Origin of the sequence: Geminocystis sp. NIES-3708 (genome assembly GCF_001548095.1) — a bacterium.
GTDB lineage: Bacteria > Cyanobacteriota > Cyanobacteriia > Cyanobacteriales > Cyanobacteriaceae > Geminocystis.
This window is the reverse complement of record NZ_AP014815.1, coordinates 2,719,002-2,738,621: the sequence shown is the minus strand read 5'-3', so window position 1 is coordinate 2,738,621 and position 19,620 is coordinate 2,719,002. Positions and strand designations below refer to the sequence as shown.

20 protein-coding genes are annotated in these 19,620 nt (G+C 33.1%); 15 read left to right on the top strand and 5 right to left on the bottom strand.

The annotated features are described in order from the left end of the window. The first annotated feature begins 41 nt into the window (after nt 1-41). The 4 genes from fmt to GM3708_RS12000 all read left to right on the top strand — a co-directional run bounded on the left by fmt (nt 42) and on the right by GM3708_RS12000 (nt 2,686). A complete protein-coding gene (fmt, locus tag GM3708_RS12015) occupies nt 42-1,043 on the top strand; it encodes a methionyl-tRNA formyltransferase (RefSeq protein ID WP_066347249.1) in 1,002 nt (333 codons plus the stop codon). Between the two features lie 118 nt (nt 1,044-1,161). Continuing rightward, entirely contained in the window at nt 1,162-1,797 is a 636-nt protein-coding gene (locus tag GM3708_RS12010; RefSeq protein WP_066347241.1) for an L-threonylcarbamoyladenylate synthase, read from the top strand. 99 nt (nt 1,798-1,896) lie between these two features. Further along, nucleotides 1,897-2,247 carry a c-type cytochrome gene (locus GM3708_RS12005; RefSeq protein WP_066347239.1) on the top strand — a complete coding sequence of 117 codons (351 nt, stop codon included), beginning with the start codon at nt 1,897-1,899 and terminating at the stop codon, nt 2,245-2,247. Nucleotides 2,248-2,284: 37 nt separating this feature from the next. After that, nucleotides 2,285-2,686 (top strand): MAPEG family protein, encoded by a 402-nt coding sequence (locus tag GM3708_RS12000; protein ID WP_066347236.1) that lies wholly within the window; start codon nt 2,285-2,287, stop codon nt 2,684-2,686. Nucleotides 2,687-2,747: 61 nt separating this feature from the next. Here the strand turns inward: GM3708_RS12000 and GM3708_RS11995 are convergent, their stop codons facing one another. Then, nucleotides 2,748-3,143 (bottom strand): SHOCT domain-containing protein, encoded by a 396-nt coding sequence (locus GM3708_RS11995; protein WP_396229633.1) that lies wholly within the window; start codon nt 3,141-3,143, stop codon nt 2,748-2,750. Between the two features lie 124 nt (nt 3,144-3,267). Between GM3708_RS11995 and GM3708_RS11990 the strand changes: the two genes are divergently transcribed. Together GM3708_RS11990 and GM3708_RS11985 are read left to right on the top strand one after the other, a co-directional pair. Continuing rightward, nucleotides 3,268-3,579, top strand: coding sequence for a DUF1825 family protein (locus GM3708_RS11990; protein WP_066347229.1), 312 nt, complete (start codon nt 3,268-3,270; stop codon nt 3,577-3,579). A 149-nt stretch (nt 3,580-3,728) separates the two neighbouring features. Beyond that, on the top strand, nt 3,729-4,070 hold the full coding sequence (locus tag GM3708_RS11985) for a DUF760 domain-containing protein (RefSeq protein ID WP_066347226.1): 342 nt from the start codon (nt 3,729-3,731) through the stop codon (nt 4,068-4,070). Nucleotides 4,071-4,153: 83 nt separating this feature from the next. On the opposite strand, the gene GM3708_RS11980 is transcribed toward GM3708_RS11985, so the two are convergent. After that, nucleotides 4,154-6,268 carry a TIGR00300 family protein gene (locus GM3708_RS11980; RefSeq protein WP_066347225.1) on the bottom strand — a complete coding sequence of 705 codons (2,115 nt, stop codon included), beginning with the start codon at nt 6,266-6,268 and terminating at the stop codon, nt 4,154-4,156. A 349-nt stretch (nt 6,269-6,617) separates the two neighbouring features. On the opposite strand from GM3708_RS11980, the gene GM3708_RS11975 reads away from it, so the two are divergent. The 7 genes from GM3708_RS11975 (at nt 6,618) to GM3708_RS11950 (ending at nt 12,585) form a co-directional block, all read left to right on the top strand. After that, nucleotides 6,618-7,631 (top strand): type I glyceraldehyde-3-phosphate dehydrogenase, encoded by a 1,014-nt coding sequence (locus tag GM3708_RS11975; RefSeq protein ID WP_066347223.1) that lies wholly within the window; start codon nt 6,618-6,620, stop codon nt 7,629-7,631. 129 nt (nt 7,632-7,760) lie between these two features. Next, on the top strand, nt 7,761-8,093 hold the full coding sequence (locus GM3708_RS11970; RefSeq protein ID WP_066347222.1) for a metal-sensitive transcriptional regulator: 333 nt from the start codon (nt 7,761-7,763) through the stop codon (nt 8,091-8,093). Between the two features lie 235 nt (nt 8,094-8,328). Beyond that, on the top strand, nt 8,329-8,487 hold the full coding sequence (locus GM3708_RS18875) for a hypothetical protein (protein ID WP_173645015.1): 159 nt from the start codon (nt 8,329-8,331) through the stop codon (nt 8,485-8,487). 307 nt (nt 8,488-8,794) lie between these two features. Beyond that, nucleotides 8,795-9,847, top strand: coding sequence for a tRNA 2-thiouridine(34) synthase MnmA (mnmA, locus tag GM3708_RS11965; protein WP_066347220.1), 1,053 nt, complete (start codon nt 8,795-8,797; stop codon nt 9,845-9,847). Nucleotides 9,848-10,169: 322 nt separating this feature from the next. Next, entirely contained in the window at nt 10,170-11,183 is a 1,014-nt protein-coding gene (locus GM3708_RS11960; RefSeq protein WP_066347218.1) for a DMT family transporter, read from the top strand. Nucleotides 11,184-11,251: 68 nt separating this feature from the next. After that, a complete protein-coding gene (gene grxC / locus GM3708_RS11955; RefSeq protein WP_066347216.1) occupies nt 11,252-11,569 on the top strand; it encodes a glutaredoxin 3 in 318 nt (105 codons plus the stop codon). Nucleotides 11,570-11,625: 56 nt separating this feature from the next. Further along, nucleotides 11,626-12,585, top strand: a complete 960-nt coding sequence (locus GM3708_RS11950; protein ID WP_071827617.1) for a pentapeptide repeat-containing protein — start codon at nt 11,626-11,628, stop codon at nt 12,583-12,585. 225 nt (nt 12,586-12,810) lie between these two features. Here GM3708_RS11950 and fusA read toward each other — a convergent pair whose 3' ends face one another. Continuing rightward, entirely contained in the window at nt 12,811-14,904 is a 2,094-nt protein-coding gene (gene fusA, locus GM3708_RS11945; RefSeq protein ID WP_066347212.1) for an elongation factor G, read from the bottom strand. 316 nt (nt 14,905-15,220) lie between these two features. On the opposite strand from fusA, the gene cobM reads away from it, so the two are divergent. Continuing rightward, nucleotides 15,221-16,006: a precorrin-4 C(11)-methyltransferase gene (cobM, locus tag GM3708_RS11940; protein WP_066347211.1), complete on the top strand. Its 786-nt coding sequence runs from the start codon at nt 15,221-15,223 to the stop codon at nt 16,004-16,006. A gap of 460 nt (nt 16,007-16,466) precedes the next feature. Next, the gene (locus GM3708_RS11935; RefSeq protein ID WP_066347208.1) at nt 16,467-18,023 is read left to right on the top strand and encodes a B12-binding domain-containing radical SAM protein; all 1,557 of its coding nucleotides are present in this window, start codon (nt 16,467-16,469) and stop codon (nt 18,021-18,023) included. A 258-nt stretch (nt 18,024-18,281) separates the two neighbouring features. Here GM3708_RS11935 and psbM read toward each other — a convergent pair whose 3' ends face one another. Together psbM and GM3708_RS11925 are read right to left on the bottom strand one after the other, a co-directional pair. Next, a complete protein-coding gene (gene psbM, locus GM3708_RS11930; protein ID WP_015221999.1) occupies nt 18,282-18,386 on the bottom strand; it encodes a photosystem II reaction center protein PsbM in 105 nt (34 codons plus the stop codon). 236 nt (nt 18,387-18,622) lie between these two features. Then, nucleotides 18,623-19,582, bottom strand: a complete 960-nt coding sequence (locus GM3708_RS11925) for a DnaJ C-terminal domain-containing protein (protein ID WP_066347206.1) — start codon at nt 19,580-19,582, stop codon at nt 18,623-18,625. Nucleotides 19,583-19,620 lie beyond the last annotated feature (38 nt).

The following is a 19,620-nucleotide window of genomic DNA, read 5'->3' as shown; positions in this document are numbered from 1 at the left end:
TTAATTGTTCATTATTCACTGTTAATTGTTAATTACCTAAAATGCGTATTGTTTTTTTTGGTACACCCGAATTTGCTGTTACTACTTTAGAAAAACTACTCCATGAATCTCCCCATGAAGTGATAGCTGTTGTCACACAACCAGACAAAAAACGAGGTAGAGGAAATAAAATGATTCCTTCTCCCGTGAAAGAATTAGCATTAAAACATCACTTACCTGTATGGCAACCCACAAGAATCAAAAAAGATAAAGAAACATTAGAATCATTGCACAAAAGTCCTGCTGATGTATTTGTAGTCGTTGCCTATGGACAAATTTTATCTAAGAAAATCTTGAATATGCCTAAATTAGGTTGTATTAACGTTCATGGCTCAATTTTACCAGAATATCGAGGTGCTGCTCCCATTCAATGGAGTATTTATGACGGAAAAACTGAAACTGGTGTAACTACGATGTTAATGGATGAAGGTATGGATACAGGAGGTATGTTACTTAAAGCACATACTCCCATCGATTTATTTTCAAATGTTGAGGATTTGTCTCTAAATTTAGCCTCTCAAGGGGCAGATTTATTATTAGAAACTTTAATAAAACTAGAGAAAAATGATATAAAGCCTATCCTTCAAGATGAATCATCAGCAACTTATGCACGTTTAATTGATAAAGCTGACTATCATATTAATTGGAATAAATCTGCTTTACAAATTCACAATCAAATTAGGGCATTTTATCCTCATTGTATAACTATATTTAGAGATCAAATTTTAAAAATTACTCAAAGTTTACCGTTAATAGAAATAAATTCTTTAAATTTACCACCAAATTTAATGAAACTACCTGCTTTATTAAAAGATATAAATACTGTCTCAGGTGAAATAGGAGAAATAGTAAAAACCATTAAAAATTTTGGTTTTATTGTACAAACAGGTTCAGATTTATTATTAATATTAGAAGTACAATTAGCAGGAAAAAAACAACAATCTGCATGGAATTTTATTAATGGCACTCATTTACAATTAGGGGAAAAATTAAGTGTTTGCTAAAATTTTAATCTAATAACGAGGATTAATTATTCAATAAAGTCATCATAAAAATGCAATTATTAAATGATGCGGTTAATGCAAATGATATTATAAAATCTAATCATTAATTGTATTAATCATGACAAAAGTTTATCAAAAATCCCTAGAAGTAATTCCCAAAATTCTTCAAAGTTTAGAATTGGGAGAAATTGTTGCTTTGCACACTGATATGTTTTATATTTTTCTAGCCCATGGATTTAATGATTTAGCGGTGACTAAAATTCATGAATTAAAAAAATGGAATCCTCGAAAACCTTTAACTTTATTATCTCATCGCCGAAAGGTAGAAGAGTTTGCTATTATTAGTCAAGACTCAGAAATTTTAATTAATCAGTTTCCTTATCCTATTAGTTTAATTATTCCCCATAAAGGTAATCTTTCTGACGAAGTTACAGGGGGACATAAAACAATATTTCTGTCTTGTCCTGATGATTTTATCTATAATTTAATAGATGTGTCTTCTTTTCCTATCGTTTGTGGCACGGCGAGTTTGGGGGGAGAATATCAGGCTAAAACATCAAAAACAACCCAAGAATTTTTTGGCAATCAAGTTTCAGTAATTATTGATGGTGGAAAATGCAAATATGGCATGAGAACAACTATGATTGATTGTAGTTTACCTTTACCTACTATCATGAATTTTGGTCTTATTGCTTTTGATGAATTGCGTCTTTTATTACCTCATATTGAATTACCATCTCATTTACGAAAATAATTTGTTATTTCTTAATTAACTATATTTTTGATATATCCTTCATTTCTTTGTAAAGAAGGATATCTTTCTTATTTTAAGATACAATTCTTCAACAAATATATGAGCAAATTTTTATTTTTATTGTTAAATATCACTGTTTTTTTTCTATTCAATTTATATTTAATATCCCCTATAAAAGCAGAAAATCTTAATAATAATTCCATAGGGAAAACAATTTTTTTAATGAATTGTGCTGGATGTCATCCCAATGGTAGTAATATTATTAGAAGAGGTAAAAATTTGCGGTTAAAAACTTTGCAAAAGAATGGTTATGATTCTGTAGATGCGATCACAAATATAATTGCGAATGGTAAAAATAATATGTCAGCATTTAAAGATCGTCTCACAGAAAATGAAATTAATCAAGTAGCACAATATGTTTTTCAACAAGCAGAAAATAACTGGCAATAATTAAATTTTTAAGATTAATAAAACGGAATAATTTTTTATGTTATTAGGTGCAAGTATCATCACAGTTTCAGCTCTTTTAGTTTATTTTGTTACAATTATTAATGTTGGCAGAGCTAGAGTAAAATATAATGTAATGCCTCCAGCAATGTCGGGAGAACCTAATTTTGAAAGAGCATTAAGAGTACAAGAAAATATGCTAGAACAACTAATATTTTTCCTACCTTTAATGTGGATTTTTTCTTATTATGTAAGTGAATTATGGGGAGCAATTTTAGGGGGGATTTGGATTTTAGGAAGGGTTTTATATGCTTGGGGTTATTACCAAGAAGCAAAAAAAAGGGCTTTAGGTTTTGGCATTAGTTCTTTCAGTAGTATGAGTTTATTATTAGGTTGTTTAATTACTTTAGGAATGTCAGTTATTAAAACTATTAATTATTAAGCTGATTTTTTTTGATTATGTTTATAGTGTCAAAATTATTCCCAAAATTAAACAACTCTAATTAAGCTAATAGTTGACGGCGTTTTTGTTCAAATTCATACTCCGAAATTAAACCCTCTTGACGTAATTTTTCTAATTCCCTTAATGCTGTCGCAATTTCTGTTAAGTGCTGGGGATTTTTGAGTATATTTTCCGTTTCTAGTGTTGAGCTAGGATTAAAACGAAAATTAAAAAAATTTTGATCTTGAGTTAAATATAATACTGCATCTATAGCACAAGCAATACGAGCTATAGGACTTTGCCAACTCAAAAGAAGATAAACAACGCCCCATAGAGGTTGTGATAAGTAAAATTTATGTAATCCAACACATGGCGTTACTGTGCCAATAAGTGCCAGAATAACGCTTAATATTCTTTTTTTTGGTTGATTTAAAAACGTAAAAGATTTAGATAACATGATTATTTAAGGTTACGGAAATCCGCATTTTAAAGATAATAAACATAATTTTATAATTAGTGCTATATAAAATTTAAAAAATTTATTTTATATAATAAAGATAAGGTCTAAAAACGGAGTTAAAATGGGATTTTTTGATTCAGAAGTAGTACAGCAAGAAGCCAAACAACTATTTGAGGATTACCAATCATTGACTCAACTAGGCAGTGAATTTGGAAAATTTGATCGAGAAGGGAAAAAAATCTTTATTGAAAAAATGGAAGATATGATGGATCGGTATCGTATTTTCATGAAAAGATTTGAATTATCAGAGGATTTTATGGCAAAAATGACCATAGAACAACTTAAAACTCAGTTAAATCAATTTGGCACAACTCCCGAACAAATGTTTCAACAAATGCACTTAACCTTAGAAAGAATGAAAAAAGAAATTTAAGTGTAGTTTATCGTCTCTTTTTAGATGAAGGAGAAATAATGCTATTCTCAAAGTTCGGTTTTACTTAATCACAAACATTAATAAAATTGATAAATTATAAATAATTAAATTAATATTCTTACACAAAAAATTTTTGGAGGAGAAAAACAGTGAATTATAAAGAAAATCGTCGCCCTAAATATTTTAATCAACCAGAAGAAAACAATATTTTTCTAGATTATCTTCAATCTCTCACCCCAGAAACTATTAATCAACTATCTAAACCTCAATCTCAAGAGGTGTTTCAGGTTATGGAACGGAACATTATGGGAATGTTAGGTACTTTACCTTCAGAACATTTTGGCGTGATGGTTAGTACCAATAGAGAAAATTTAGGTAAATTATTAGCTTCGGCGATGATGAGTGGATATTTTCTCCGAAATGCCGAACAAAGAATGGATTTTGAAAGGGCTTTAATGGCTGGAGATCATAATCAGGATTCTGAGGAATAGAAAATAAAGAGATTAGAAAACAGGAAAAAGTAAATTAATTCCTAATTTCTTATTTCTAATTCCCTATTTCTAATTCCTTATTTCTAATTATTAACTAACTCATAGCGATTGGTTAATTTATCTAGCTGTTGTACCAACAAACTTAAAAATAAGCCAACATCAGTAACAATTCCGACAGATTCTACCGAACCACGATCGCTTAATTTTGTTACTACCGCAGGATTTATGTCCACACAGATCATTTTTACCCCAGCAGGTGTCATGTTTCCAACACCAATAGAATGGAGCATAGTGGAAAGCATGATAATCATATCAGTACCTTTCAAAAGACGAGAATAATCTTCTTGTGCTTTAATTAAATCCATTTGAGTGTCAGGTAGGGGACCATCATCACGAATTGAACCAGCAAGACTAAAAGGCACATTATTTTTCACACATTCATACATAATACCTTTGGTAACAATGCCTTGATTGACGGCTTCGGTGATACTTCCTACACGACGAACTGCATTAATGACATTAAGGTGATGACGATGACCACCTCTTACGGGAATACCTTTACGCATATCCACCCCCAAAGAAGTTCCCATGATCGATTGTTCCATATCATGAACGGCGATCGCATTTCCTCCTAATAAACATTGAACATAACCTTCACGAATTAAACGAGAAAGATGCTCTGAACCACCAGTATGAATAACTACAGGTCCAGCTACCACAGCAACTTTACCTCCTTGATCACGGATATGGCGGATTTCCCATGCAATTTGTTCAACTAATAATTCTACTCGACGTTCACTAGAAACACCACCACTCATAAAGCTAAATTCTTGAGGTTGGTTTCTTTGTTCTCTCGATTGAGGAGATCTGATTGTACGAATACCATCTACACCTACAACCACTTTTTCTCCTACTTCTAAATCACGCAAAAGTTTACAAGTCGCAGTGATACCCTCTTCTGTTTCTTGAATGACGATCGCACCATCCATCCGTTGATTAGTAACTTTTTCCCAGTAGCCATTTATTCTAACCTCCGTGGGATAAATATTGGTGATATAAAAATCATCGGGAGAAACTCCAGCTTTAACAACGGTTTGAAGGTTGGCATCAGACTCCTTTTCTGGTATTGAAGTAGCTCCTAAATCAATTAAAATACTAACAATGTCTTCCATCACATCAACAGAAGGTGCAGAAATACGAACTTCTGCGGTGGAAGGACTTTGTCTTTCAACTCCTAAATCAAAGTTAAGAACTTTAAAACTACCACCTTCTTTGATAACCACGTCTAAAGCACGATTCATTAAACCGCTATCTAGTAGATGTCCTTCCATTTTGATGATACGACTGGTTACAGTGACATTAGCATGAACATCTTCTAAAATAGGTTCAGTGACTCTTAATGTAAGACATTTTGCCGCACCACCAGCTTTTAAGAATTCTGTTAAAGGTGTTTGCACCACTTTAAAACCTTTATCTATAATGCGTTGCTCTAAATCATGACTAATTTTGTTCATGATTACAACATTATTAATATTAACGGTGTTACAGGCAAAGTTTACAGCATCAGGTTCTTCCACTACAATTCTTTTTTCCTCTGGTACACGCATTTCAATCAGACGATTAGAATAACTATCAAAGGCTTCAGGATAATAAAGTAAGTAACCATTTGCTAAAGGACAAAAACAGGTGTCTAAATGATAAAAACGGTTATCAATAAGACGCAAAGATAAAACTTCCGTATCCAACCATCTAGCGATATATGGGTGAGAATCTAACTCTGAGCGGAAACCATAGCCAGCCCATAACCAACGCCCTTCTCTGTCAAATAAAGCGTCTCCTGCCCCTTCAAAAGGTAAATCTTTAGGCAATTCATAGACATTAAAGCCGTTTTCTTCAAACCATGCTTTAAAAAATGGTTCTTCTCCTTGTCTTTCAGGATGATAAAATCGACTTAATACTACATTTTGCCCTAATACTAAACCAGCATTAGCAGTAAAAACCATATCAGGCACACCTTTTTCAGGTTTAACCAAATCGACAATTGCATATTCTTTGATGATATGATAAAGTTTCTGCCATTGTTCTACAGCACGTTCTCGACTAGATTTATGTATATTACCTTCCATCCAAGGATTGATCACATAGTCAACATCATAGTGATCAGGGGCGCACATAAGAATGCGAATATCTTGGGTCATAACAATTTAAAATTTACTATAAAATTTGATTGGCAATTGGCTAATTGATAGTATCTGTAACCATAACTTTTTTGCCAACATTTCATTATAACTTGACTCTGTAGGTACTTTTACCTCGAAACTTTATATGTCTGGAAACGATAACTTATAAAATTTATATCAATCACTTTGATAGATTTTGTAAACTCTTACTAAAAAATTTATTTATTACCGTCAGTAGTACTTGATAGATACAAAACCATAGCAAAAAAAATCAAAAAATGGGTATGAAATTGTACAATCTTTACGATATGATTAGGCACATTAGAAAAATTTACTTTATTTAGTTTAAATATAGAGGAAATAAACAGTGGTTAGAGTTGCTATTAATGGATTTGGGCGTATTGGACGTAACTTTTTGCGTTGTTGGTTAGGCCGTGAGAATAGTGGTTTAGAATTAGTAGGAATTAACGACACTTCCGATCCTAAAACGAATGCACATTTACTCAGATATGACTCCATGTTAGGTAAATTAGATGCTGATATTCGAGCCGACGAAAATTCAATTATTGTTAATGGTAAAACTATTAAATGTGTATCTGATCGTAATCCGCTTAACTTACCTTGGGCAGATTGGGGTGTAGATTTAATCATCGAAGCAACCGGGGTATTTGTTACTGATGAAGGCGCATCTAAACACATTCAAGCTGGTGCAAAAAAAGTTTTAATTACTGCTCCGGGTAAAGGTGCTAACGTCGGAACTTATGTTGTTGGTGTTAACCATAAAGAATATGCTCACGATAAATATAATGTTATTAGTAATGCTAGTTGTACCACTAATTGTTTAGCACCTATTGCTAAAGTACTTCATGAAAACTTTGGTATCATCAAAGGTACAATGACAACTACTCATAGTTACACTGGAGATCAACGTTTATTAGATGCTAGTCACCGTGATTTACGTCGTGCCCGTGCAGCCGCCGTAAATATTGTACCTACTAGCACTGGTGCGGCTCAAGCAGTTGCTTTAGTTTTACCAGAATTAAAAGGAAAATTAAATGGTATTGCATTAAGAGTACCTACTCCTAATGTTTCTATTGTTGATTTAGTTGTACAAGTTGAAAAAAATACCATCGCTGAACAAGTTAATGATGTTATCAGAGAAGCATCTGAAGGCGAATTAAAAGGGATTTTAGGTTATAACGAATTACCTTTAGTCTCTTCTGATTATCGTGGTAGTGATGTATCTTCTATCGTTGATGCGAACTTAACTATGGTGATGGCTGGAGATATGGTTAAAGTTGTAGCTTGGTATGATAACGAATGGGGTTATTCTCAACGAGTTGTTGATTTAGCTGAAATAGTTGCTTCTAACTGGAAATAATATTCTATTCAATTTCAAAATATAGTTATAGATGCTCTATTACAGGGCATCTTCGTTTTTTAAGGGAGAAATTAATAAGATCTTTAATATTCCGTTAAAATAGTGAGTAAAAATACTCTAGCTAATACCATGACAAAAACGTTCTCTAATCATCATCATCCACATTCCCAAAAACATTCTCATGGTCATATTCATAGTGAAGAATCTCAGCGAAAAATAATTAATCGTTTATCTCGTATTGAAGGTCATGTTAGAGGAATTAAAACGATGATTAATGAAGATAGAGATTGTCCAGAAGTCTTAATTCAAATAGCCGCCATTCGTGGTGCTTTAGATAGAGTCGCTAGACTAATTTTAGATGAACATTTGAGTGAATGTATAACTCGTGCAGCCAAAGAAGGTAGTATTGAAGGAGAAATAGAAGCCTTAAAATCTGCCTTAGATCGTTTTTTACCATCTTAAACAGTATTAATGTTATAATCATCTTGGGAATAAAGATTTAGTGACCAAAATTTGGCTTTTGTATTTACTCTTTTTGCTTAGTACAATACAGTTCAGTAATCTTAACTCTCTACAAAAACTATTTCATGGCTTGGTAATTTGATTTCAATTATTCCGTGAAAAAGCTGGTTTTTATCTCTTCTAATCACTAGATATTTTGAGCATTAGAAGAAAATTATTCATTTATGAGGACATAATGGCTAAAAGTAATCCTAAAAAAGAAAAAGCAGAACGTAACAAAGCATACGCTCGTCAGTTTAGAAAAAAAACTACTACTTTTAACTCCAAATTTAAAAGAAGAGACTATAACGGTTCTAATGGTTCTAACCAACAATCTGAAGATGATAAAGAGTAGGGTAACTGTAATAAATCATTAATTGAGTGATTGATTACTTAATCTTTAAACAAGCCGCCAATACTGACTATCTGTAAAAGATATTTTTGGGTTGGTGGTTTTGTTTTTTTAATACGATAATAATAATAGTGGGTTATTGCTCATGGTTATTTATTAAGTTACTAAGTAAAATTAATTGGGCATTTTATTTTTCTCAAGGCTATGGTAACAATGGGTTTCAACCCGTTGCCTCTATACAATTAGTTTTGCATGAGTACTTACTAAAAAATTTTTTCATTACGATTGTTAGTTATTATATTTTCTGGTTATGAATAAAGTTGTGGTAGGTTTGTCAGGTGGTGTCGACAGTTCAGTTGCGGCGGCTAGTTTACAATCTCAAGGTTATGAGGTAGAAGGTTTAACTCTTTGGTTAATGAAAGGAAAAGGGCAATGTTGCTCAGAAGGGATGGTGGATGCCGCTTCTATTTGTGAACAATTAGGAATACCTCATCATGTAGTAGATACACGAGAACTTTTTCAGACTTACATTGTTGATTATTTAGTTTCTGGTTATGAAGCTGGAATTACTCCTTTACCTTGTTCTCAATGTAATCGTGTAGTCAAGTTTCCGCCCATGTTGGAATATGCAAGAAATACTCTAGGTATTGATAAAATCGCTACAGGACATTATGGCAGAATCGAATATGATGCCAAGGGCGATCGCTATCAATTATTAAAAGCCATTGATGATACTAAAGATCAATCTTATTTTTTGTATGATCTTACCCAAGAATTATTAGCCCATTTAATTTTACCTTTAGGGTATCAAACCAAGACAGAAACTAGAGCGATGGCGAATAAATTTAAACTAACCACCGCAGAAAAACCTGATAGTCAAGACTTATGTTTAATTGAAAGTCATGGTTCGATGAAACACTTTTTAGATAAATATATTCAACCAAAACAAGGGCAAATTGTCGATTTACAAGGCACTGTTTTAGGAGAACATGAAGGGATTCATCATTACACTATTGGTCAAAGAAAAGGCTTAGGAATCGCTTATGCAGAGCCTTTATATGTAGTAAAACTAGATCCTGTTATGAATCAGGTTATTGTCGCAACTCGTGATGAAGGTGGTCAAGCTGAGTGTATTGTTAGTCGTATGAATTGGGTTTCTATCCCTGAGCCTGAAAACCCCATCAAGGCAGAGGCTAAAATTAGATACCGTAGCACCCCAAAATTGGTAAATGTCATTCCTTTAGACACTCAACGAGTTAAGTTAGTATTTGATGAGCCACAATTTGGTATTACTCCAGGACAAGCCGCCGTTTTATATCATGGTGAGATGCTTTTAGGAGGGGGAATTATCGAAAAATCCTGAGCCAAATAGAGGTTATGAAAAAACTCTAAAGTCTTTTAAAATCAAGGGTTAAAAATACTACATGAAAAAAAGTAAGATTTTGGCTACTTTTATTCAAAAGCTCAACATTTTTAACCTGATTTTGTGTGAATCAATAAAATTATTTTAAAAATGTAAAAATAATCTACAAATATTGGGAATTTTTCACTTATCCACTTGTCTTAGTCTGCTCTGGTTAAATTTAATTCTCGTAGCATGATTAAGAAAATTATCATTTTCACTCAAGTTCAATTAAGATGAAGAAATGTAACAAATAAAAGAACTTTAAGCATATTCTTTTTTAATGCAATTCAAATTTAATCATAATTCATTTTTTTTAACCCCGATTATCTTGATAACACCTTTCTTCCTTTGGGGTACAGCTATGGTAGCTATGAAAGGTGTTATTCATCAGACGACACCTTTGTTTATGGCAGGAATCAGGATATTTCCCGCTGGAATTTTAGTCTTATTAGTGGCGATGATATTAGGTAAATATAAGCCTATAACCCCATTAGGATGGCTGTGGATAGGCTTATTTTCTTTGGTGGATGGGTTGATGTTTCAAGGATTTCTCGGTGAAGGTTTATTACGCACAGGAGCTGGTTTAGGTTCGGTAATGATTGATTCTCAGCCTTTAGCGGTGGCAATTTTATCTCGTTGGTTATTTAAAGAAATTATCGGCTTTTGGGGATGGTTAGGTTTAATTATCGGTATTATCGGTATTAGTTTAATTGGCTTACCTGATGAGTTGATTATCAATTGGTGGCAAGGTAATTTTATCGATTTAGAATTTAGTTGGCAAGGATTATTTGATAATGGACAATGGTTGATGTTACTTGCTTCTTTATCAATGGCGATCGGTACTGTGATGATACCATATATTTCTCGTCATGTTGATCCTGTGGTGGCTACAGGTTGGCATTTAGTTATCGGCGGATTCGTTTTATTTCTCCTCAGTTTTCAGTTTGAAACTTCTCAATGGGTTAATTTAGATTTTAGTGCATGGTTATCCATTGCTTATGCCACAATTTTTGGCAGTGCGATCGCCTATGGTTTATTCTTTTTCTTAGCTTCTAAAGGAAATTTAACCAGCTTAAGTGCTTTAACCTTTTTAACTCCAATTTTTGCCCTTACCTTTGGTAACTTGTTACTAAAAGAAACACTTTCTGATCTACAATGGCAAGGAGTATGCTTAACTTTAGTTAGTATTTATTTAATTAACCAAAGAGAACAAATAAACAATTTTTTTGCCCAAGAAAAGTTTACTTTATATATAGATAAAATTAAACTAAAACTATTGATAAATAGGGACTAAGATTAATTATATTATATCAATAAAGTATTAAGTTTTTAATAAAATTAAAGTTATGAAAAAAAGTTAAAATGTTAAATCTAATTAGTAGAATATTAGGACAAAAAACGACAAATATTAACGCCAAAGTTGAGATTTATACATGGCAAACTTGTCCTTATTGCATTAAAGCCAAACTATTATTATGGCTGAAAGGATGTAAATTTGAAGAACATAAAATAGATGGTAATGAAGATGCCAGAAAATTAATGACAAAAAGAGCGAATGGTAGAAAAACACTTCCTCAAATATTTATTAATAATCAACATATCGGCGGTTGCGATGATTTATATAACTTAGAAGAAAAAAATCAATTAGATTCATTATTGAGCAATTTTTTAGAAACTTAAATCAATACTTTTTGGATTTTTCATCTTATCCACTGCTAACTCTCATTTCTCACTATATGAACGCTGATGAAATGCTCAGATTATATGATCAAGGACAAAAAGATTTTAGTCAAGTTGATTTATCCAGAGAAGATATAATTCAAGCTAATTTAACTCAAATTGATTTTACTAGAGCCGATTTGAATTGGGCAAATTTAAGCGGTAGTGACTTTAGTGGTGCAAATTTTAGTCGAGCAGATTTAACTCATACTCGTATTATTAGTGCGAAATTAATCGGTGTTAACTTAAGTAATGCCGATCTTAGTTATGCTGATTTAAGTTGGGTAAATCTTAATGGTGCAAATCTTACTCGTGCAAATTTAAGTTATGGAAATCTAAATAAATCTTCCCTAGCCAACACTAATTTCAGTTACGCTAACTTACAAAATTGCAATTTAACAGGAGCTAATTTTGTAGGGGCTAATTTTAATCGTGCAGACTTAAAAGGTGCAGATTTAAGTGGAATTAATTTAACAGGTTCAGATTTTTCTCATGCCGATTTATCAGAGGCAAATATGGAAGGTTGTGACTTAACAGAAGCTAATTTGAATCGTGCAAATTTATCAAACACTCAACTTCGTAATGCCGATTTAAGTGAAACTATTTTACAAGGAGCGAATTTGGAAAAAGCCAACCTTCGAGGAGCAAATTTTACAGGAGCAGTTTTACGCAATACCAATGTTAATCAAGTAAAACTATCAGAATTAAATATCAAATTATCTAGTAAAAATAGGATTATTTTTTGGGGTGCAAATCTTCGAGAAGCGAATTTAAAAGATACTAATTTAAAAAACTGTATTTTCAATTACGCTTTATTGGAAAAAACTAATTTAGTGGAAGCCTGTTTACATCGTGCGAGTATGATTGACGCTTTTTTATTATCAGCAGACTTAAAAGGTGCAAATTTACGCAATAGTGCCTTAAATGGAGTTAATCTTAAGGGAACAACAATGCCCGACGGTTCAATTCATCCTTAAGAAAATTCCGTTCAATAGAAGAAAAATCATAAACATAGAACAGACAGAAAAATTCTCAATATTTGTACTTTTTTGAGAGAATTTTACTCATTCATAAAAAGCTCGATCTAACTATTTTCCAAGTTAGTCATCATCTATATTTTATATCGAACCTAGGTTTGAGGAGAATAAGAAAAGAGGAGAGGAAGAGAATTTTCTTAATTGCTCATTCCTCATTCCTCATTATTATTTAGCCGCCGCTAATTCCCGCTCTTTAACTTCTTTAATAACTTCATCAGCTACATTCTTAGGACAAGGTGCATAATGATCAAACTCCATGGAGAATTGACCACGTCCAGAAGTCATGGTTCTTAAATCACCAATATAACCGAACATTTCACTCAAAGGTGCTTCGGCTTTGATTCTTACACCCATAGGAGTTGTGCTTTGAGATTTAATCATCCCACGACGACGGTTAAGATCACCAATTACATCTCCCATGTGATCTTCAGGAGTGAAAACATCAATATTCATAATAGGTTCTAATAATTGAGGACCAGCTTTAGGAATAGATTGACGATAACCCGCACGGGCAGCAATTTCAAAGGCGATGGCACTAGAGTCCACAGCGTGAAATGCACCATCTGTTAAAGTGACTTTTAAGTCAACACAGGGGAAACCAGCTAAGACACCTTTAACAATACTAGCTTGGAAGCCTTTTTGTACCGCAGGCCAAAATTCACGAGGTACGTTACCACCAGTTACTTTAGATTCAAACTGGAAGCCAGTACCCGGTTCGCCCGGTTCAACGGTGTAGTCGATACGTCCAAATTGACCAGAACCACCAGATTGTTTTTTGTGAGTGTAACTATCGTTAACTACTTTGGTAATAGATTCACGATAAGCTACTTGAGGTTTCCCAACTTCCACTTCTACGCCGTGAGTACGTTTAAGAATATCAACTTTAATATCGAGGTGTAATTCACCCATCCCTTTAATAATAGTTTCGCCACTTTCTTGATCGGTTTCAACGTAAAAAGAAGGATCTTCTTGTACCATTTTACTGAGAGCAAGACCCATTTTTTCGTTACCACCTTTATTTTTAGGCTTGATAGCGATCGAGATTACAGGATCAGGGAATACCATCGGTTCAAGGGTTGCAGGATTGTTAGGATCACATAAAGTGTGACCAGTTTGCACATTTTTCATACCCACAATAGCGACAATATCACCAGCTTGAGCCGATTCAATCTCAATACGATCATTAGCGTGCATTTCCACTAAACGACCAATTCGATCAGTTTTACCCGTAGCGGTATTTAAAATGGTCATACCTTTACTTAATACCCCAGAATAAATACGAGTGAAGGTTAAAGCACCATAGCGATCATCCATAATTTTGAAAGCTAAAGCACGTAAAGGTTCATTCGCATCGACAATGGCAAATTCTCCAGTTTCATTACCTTCAATATCAGTAATAGGTTGAGGGTTAACTTCAGTAGGATCAGGTAAATAGTCAATTACAGCGTCCAAAATTAATTGTACCCCTTTGTTTTTGAAGGAAGAACCGCAATAGGTAGGGAAGAAAGCTAGATCACGAGTGCCTTTACGGATACAACGTTTAATATCATCAATAGCAATTTCTTCGCCTTCGAGATATTTTTCCATTAAATCATCGTCTTGTTGTACCGCCATTTCGATTAACTGTTCACGATACACTTCCACATCGTCTTTCATGTCTTCGGGTACATCTTCAATGGTGTAAGCAAAAGGATCACCAGAATCATCCCAAATCCAAGCCTTACGAGTTAATAAATCAACTACCCCTTTAAATTCAGTTTCTACACCGATGGGTAATACCATGACTAAAGGTTCGGCGGCTAAAATTTCTTTAACTTGTTTAACAACACGGTAGAAATCTGCCCCAGTTCGATCAAGTTTATTAACGTAGATAATACGAGCTACTTTAGAATCGTTAGCATAACGCCAGTTTGTTTCTGATTGAGGTTCAACTCCACCAGAGCCACAGAATACACCGATACCACCATCAAGAACTTTGAGAGAACGATACACTTCAATTGTAAAGTCAACGTGTCCGGGAGTATCAATAACATTGAATTGATGATCTTTCCAAAAACAGCTTGTAGCGGCGGATTGGATGGTAATACCTCTTTCCTGTTCTTGCTCCATGAAGTCAGTGGTAGCTGCACCATCGTGTACTTCGCCAATTTTATGAATTTTACCAGTTAATTTGAGAATTCTTTCTGTTGTTGTCGTTTTACCTGCATCGACGTGAGCAAAAATGCCTATATTTCTATATTTACTGAGATCTTTTGTCATAATAGGTTTTGTATATTAGTTAAACTTTCAGAATCCTTTGAATTTTCTCTCAAGGATTATTAAAAAAAGCAATGTAAGTGTAGTTTTAATTGAACAACACCGATTTTAGAATTTATCATATTTCTAGGCACGAAAATTCTTGTGACAGACATTTATTTTTATCTCTCATTTAATCATCATAGATTATTGTAACAAAATGTGAAAGAGGGAATTTAACTCTTAACAAGGGTTGGTGTATCAAATTACGTTATGATCATGTTGAAAATGTTGAACAAAAACAAATCAAAGCATTGGTTAAATATATAATTAAAATAATATGAAATCAATTGTCTATTTTATCGGAGCAGGACCAGGTGATCCAGATTTATTAACAATTAAAGCTTACAAAATTTTACAACAAGCAGATGTTATTTTCTATGCTGACTCTTTAGTACCAAAACAAATTTTAAAAGATGTAAAATCCAACGCTCAATTAATTACTACCAGTAATCAAACCTTAGAAAAAATAGTGCCTTTGATGATCGAAAAGGCTAGAGAAGGTTTAATAGTGGTGAGGCTTCAATCAGGTGATTTATCTCTTTATAGTGCCATTGATGAGCAAATGAGACAATTAGCAGAAGCAAATATTTCCTTTGAATTGATACCGGGCATTAGTGCTTATCAGGCAGCTGCTGCCAAAATTAGCAGTGAATTAACTATTCCTGAGTTAGTACAAACCATCATTCTAACAAGAGTTAGTGGTAGTGCATCCCCCGTTCCAAAAAAAGAAGAATTGAAGAGTTTAGCGGCACATCAAGCTAGTTTATGTTTATATTTAGCGGCTCGTCATGTTCGCAAAGCTCAACAAGACTTATTAGAACATTATCCTGCTGATACTCCCGTCGCCGTGTGTTATCGGGTGGGTTGGAAAGATGAGAAAATTTTAATTGTACCTTTAAAGCTAATGGCGATCGCAACTGAAGAAAATAACTTAATTAGGACAACTATGTATATTATTAGTCCTGCATTGAAAAAATTTTCAAACAATGAGTTTAGATCTCAATTATACCACCCTGAACATTCTCATTTATTTCGCCCAACAAGAGGGAAATTAGAAGTATAAACTCCTTTGAAAATAAACTTAGTTCGATAGAGGAAAAATGATCAAGATAACACAAGTTGAGAAGTAAAATAATAATAAAAATTTTAAAATTTGCACATTTTTGAGAGCATTTTATTAATTCGCAAAAAACATAATTTATCTACTACTCTTTTCTGTTAGTCATCTTGTATTGTAAGGAAGTAAGTAAAATTAATTGTGCATTTTATCTTGCTTAAAACTATGACAAAAATAGTTTTAAAACTATTGTCTTTATACAATTAATTTTGCATGAGTACTTATATTAAAACTCAGGTTAAAAATAGAAATTTTAGCTATGGCTTCAGTGGTGAATTTGATGATTAATGAACATAATACTATATAAAACCTATAATTATTACAAAAAATATAGTTAATTTTTTAAAAATTTAGGTTAAAGTTGAGGATAATAAACCAATTTTTAGTAATTCAACCACCTTTTATAATGCGAGCTTTATTAATTTATCCCATTTTTCCACCAACTTTTTGGTCTTATGACAAAATTTTAGAATTAGTTGATCGCAAAGTATTATTACCACCATTAGGATTGATTACTGTAGCATCAATTTTACCTCAAGAATGGGAATTTAAGCTAGTTGATCGCAACATACGTCCTGTAACAGAAGCAGAATGGGCATGGGCAGATGTGGTAATTATGTCAGCGATGATCGTCCAAAAAGATGATTTAATTAGTCAAATCAAGGAAGCGAAACAAAGAGGAAAATTAGTAGCCGTAGGTGGTCCTTATCCTACTTCTGTACCCCAAGAAGCAGAACAAGCTGGCGCAGATTTTTTAATTTTGGATGAAGGTGAAATTACCTTACCAATGTTTGTGGAAGCCATCGAAAAAGGTGAAAAATCAGGTACTTTCCGCACCACCGAAAAACCTGACGTAACAGTTACTCCCGTACCTCGTTTTGATTTACTGGAATTTAATGCTTATGATTCCATGTCTGTACAATTTTCTCGTGGATGTCCTTTTCAGTGTGAGTTTTGCGATATTATTGTACTTTATGGACGAAAACCAAGAACTAAAACCCCTGAACAATTATTAAAAGAATTAGATTATCTTTATGAATTAGGATGGCGGCGAAGTGTTTTCATGGTGGATGATAACTTTATCGGTAATAAACGCAACGTCAAATTATTGCTAAAAGCCTTAAAAGTTTGGCAACAAGAAAAACAATATCCTTTCCGTTTCAATACTGAGGCTTCTGTTGATTTAGCTGATGATGAAGAATTAATGGAATTGATGGTAGATTGTTATTTTGATGCGGTATTTTTAGGCATTGAAACCCCTGACGAAGATAGTTTACAGCTTACAAAAAAATTCCAAAATACTCGTAGCTCTCTTGCAGATGCCGTTGATAAAATTATTCGTATTGGTTTACGCCCTATGGCTGGTTTTATTATTGGTTTTGATGGTGAGAAAAAAGGTGCTGGCGATCGCATTGTCAGATTTGCCGAACAAGTGGGGATTCCCACCACAACCTTCGCTATGCTTCAAGCTTTGCCTAATACAGCATTATGGCATCGTTTAGAAAAAGAAGGACGTTTAAGAGAAGGAAAAGACGGTAACATCAATCAAACTACTTTAATGAATTTTGTGCCAACTCGCCCTGTGGAAGACATTGCTAATGAATATGTCGATGCTTTTTGGCGGTTATATGATCCCCATGCCTATCTTGATCGTATTTACCATTGTTTCTTGAAATTAGGTGCTCCTAAAGCTCATCCTCCCGCAAAATTACCAACATTAATTGATCTTAAAGCGTTGGCGATCGTAGTATGGAGACAAGGAATAAAAAGAGATACCCGTTGGAAATTTTGGCATCATCTATTCAGTATTATCAAAAACAATCCCGCAGTATGGGAACATTATTTAACCCTTTGTGCCCATAATGAACATTTTATGGAATATAGACAAATTGTTAAAAATCAAATTGAAAAACAATTACAAGAATACTTAAATCAAGAACAAAAATCTTTAGTTTCTTGTTAGTCATTTAGAATCTGGGAATAAGTTTGTAATACTTTGACAGATTTAAGATTAGCTATATTAGCTGGAATATTTTTCAAAGAAAATGTAAATAATCGAGAATAGTCAAGTTATAAAGCGAATGATTTTAAAGAGTTTAAAACTAGGTAAAATACTTTAAGTATTAAGAAAATCATAAATGATTAAATTCCTAGTAATAAACTCTTTTTTTAGATAACAACGTTAATAATTGATTATCTTGTTTTTTCTTAAATATGTTTATTAGGCTTCGTTTTTTCCAGTTTGAATATATAAAATTAGGAGAAAAACAGTAGGCACAAGCACAAATAAAAGGGTGGCAACAAAGCCTAAATCGTTAACTTGCATTTTGGTTAATTCTCAGAACTTAACTGACAATCACTAGAATATCATAATTTAGTAATCTGATGCTCAAGAAAATCTTAAATCAACAAATGTAAATAATTATAAATTTTCCTTGACAAAATTTATGTTTATTAAACTATTAAACCTCTACTAAAAAAAAGAAAAATAAATTCCACTCAATACATTTTTGGTGTCAAAGACGATTACTCATTCTCTATTCCTTAAATTTTATAAAAACCTTATTTTCCCTGATAGGAATTAATCAGATTTTGACGAGGTTTAAATTGTTCGATTTCTCGTATTTGTGCATATAATTTCTTTTCTTCATCACTAACTTCATTGGGTATCACTATTTTTATAATAACTAATTGATCTCCTCTTTCTCCTCGAATATTCGGATAACCTTTATTTGCTAATTTTAATCTTTGTCCTGATTTTACCCCCGCAGGTACATTCATTTTGACTAAACCATCTATAGTGGGTACTTCGATCGCACCACCAACAATGGCTTCAGAAGGAGTTAAAGGAATTTCACAGGAAATCTCAGATCCTTGTAGAGTAAAAAAAGGATGGGATTGAATCAATATTTTTAAGTATAAATCTCCCCCTCTAATACCTTGTCCTTTGAGGCGAATTTTTTGACCATTATACATTCCTGAAGGCATATCAACTTCAAGTGATCGCTCATCTTCTAGTTTTATTCTTTCCCTACCTCCTTGATAGGCTTTTTCTAAAGGTAAAGTTAGCTTTGCTTCAATATCTTTGGGCTGAGATCGAGGTGGTACTGGAGTTCTTGTAGTCCCCGAACTATAATCAGCCGTAGTAATGCGAGTTCTTGGAGAATTACTTTTAACTCTGGTAGTATTATTGGAACTAATATTATCCCAAAAACCGCCCATATTTGGTGGAGAAAAAGGAAAACCAGAGTTACTCTTGTTATTTTGCCCACGCACAAATCTACTTCTTCCACCAAAAAAGTCAAAATCGTAAGTCTGACGTTTTTTATCATCTGAGAGAATATCATAAGCCTCATTAATTTGCTTAAATTTCTCTTCCGATGTTTTATCCCCCGGATTCATATCTGGATGATATTTTCTGGCTAAACTACGAAACTCTTTTTTGATTTCTTCTGGGGTAGCATCATTTCTTACTCCCAAAACTTCATAATAGTTGATCACTGCTGTCCGTAAATTTTGCATGGTTAATATCTAATTAATAGCTGATTTTACAATTAACA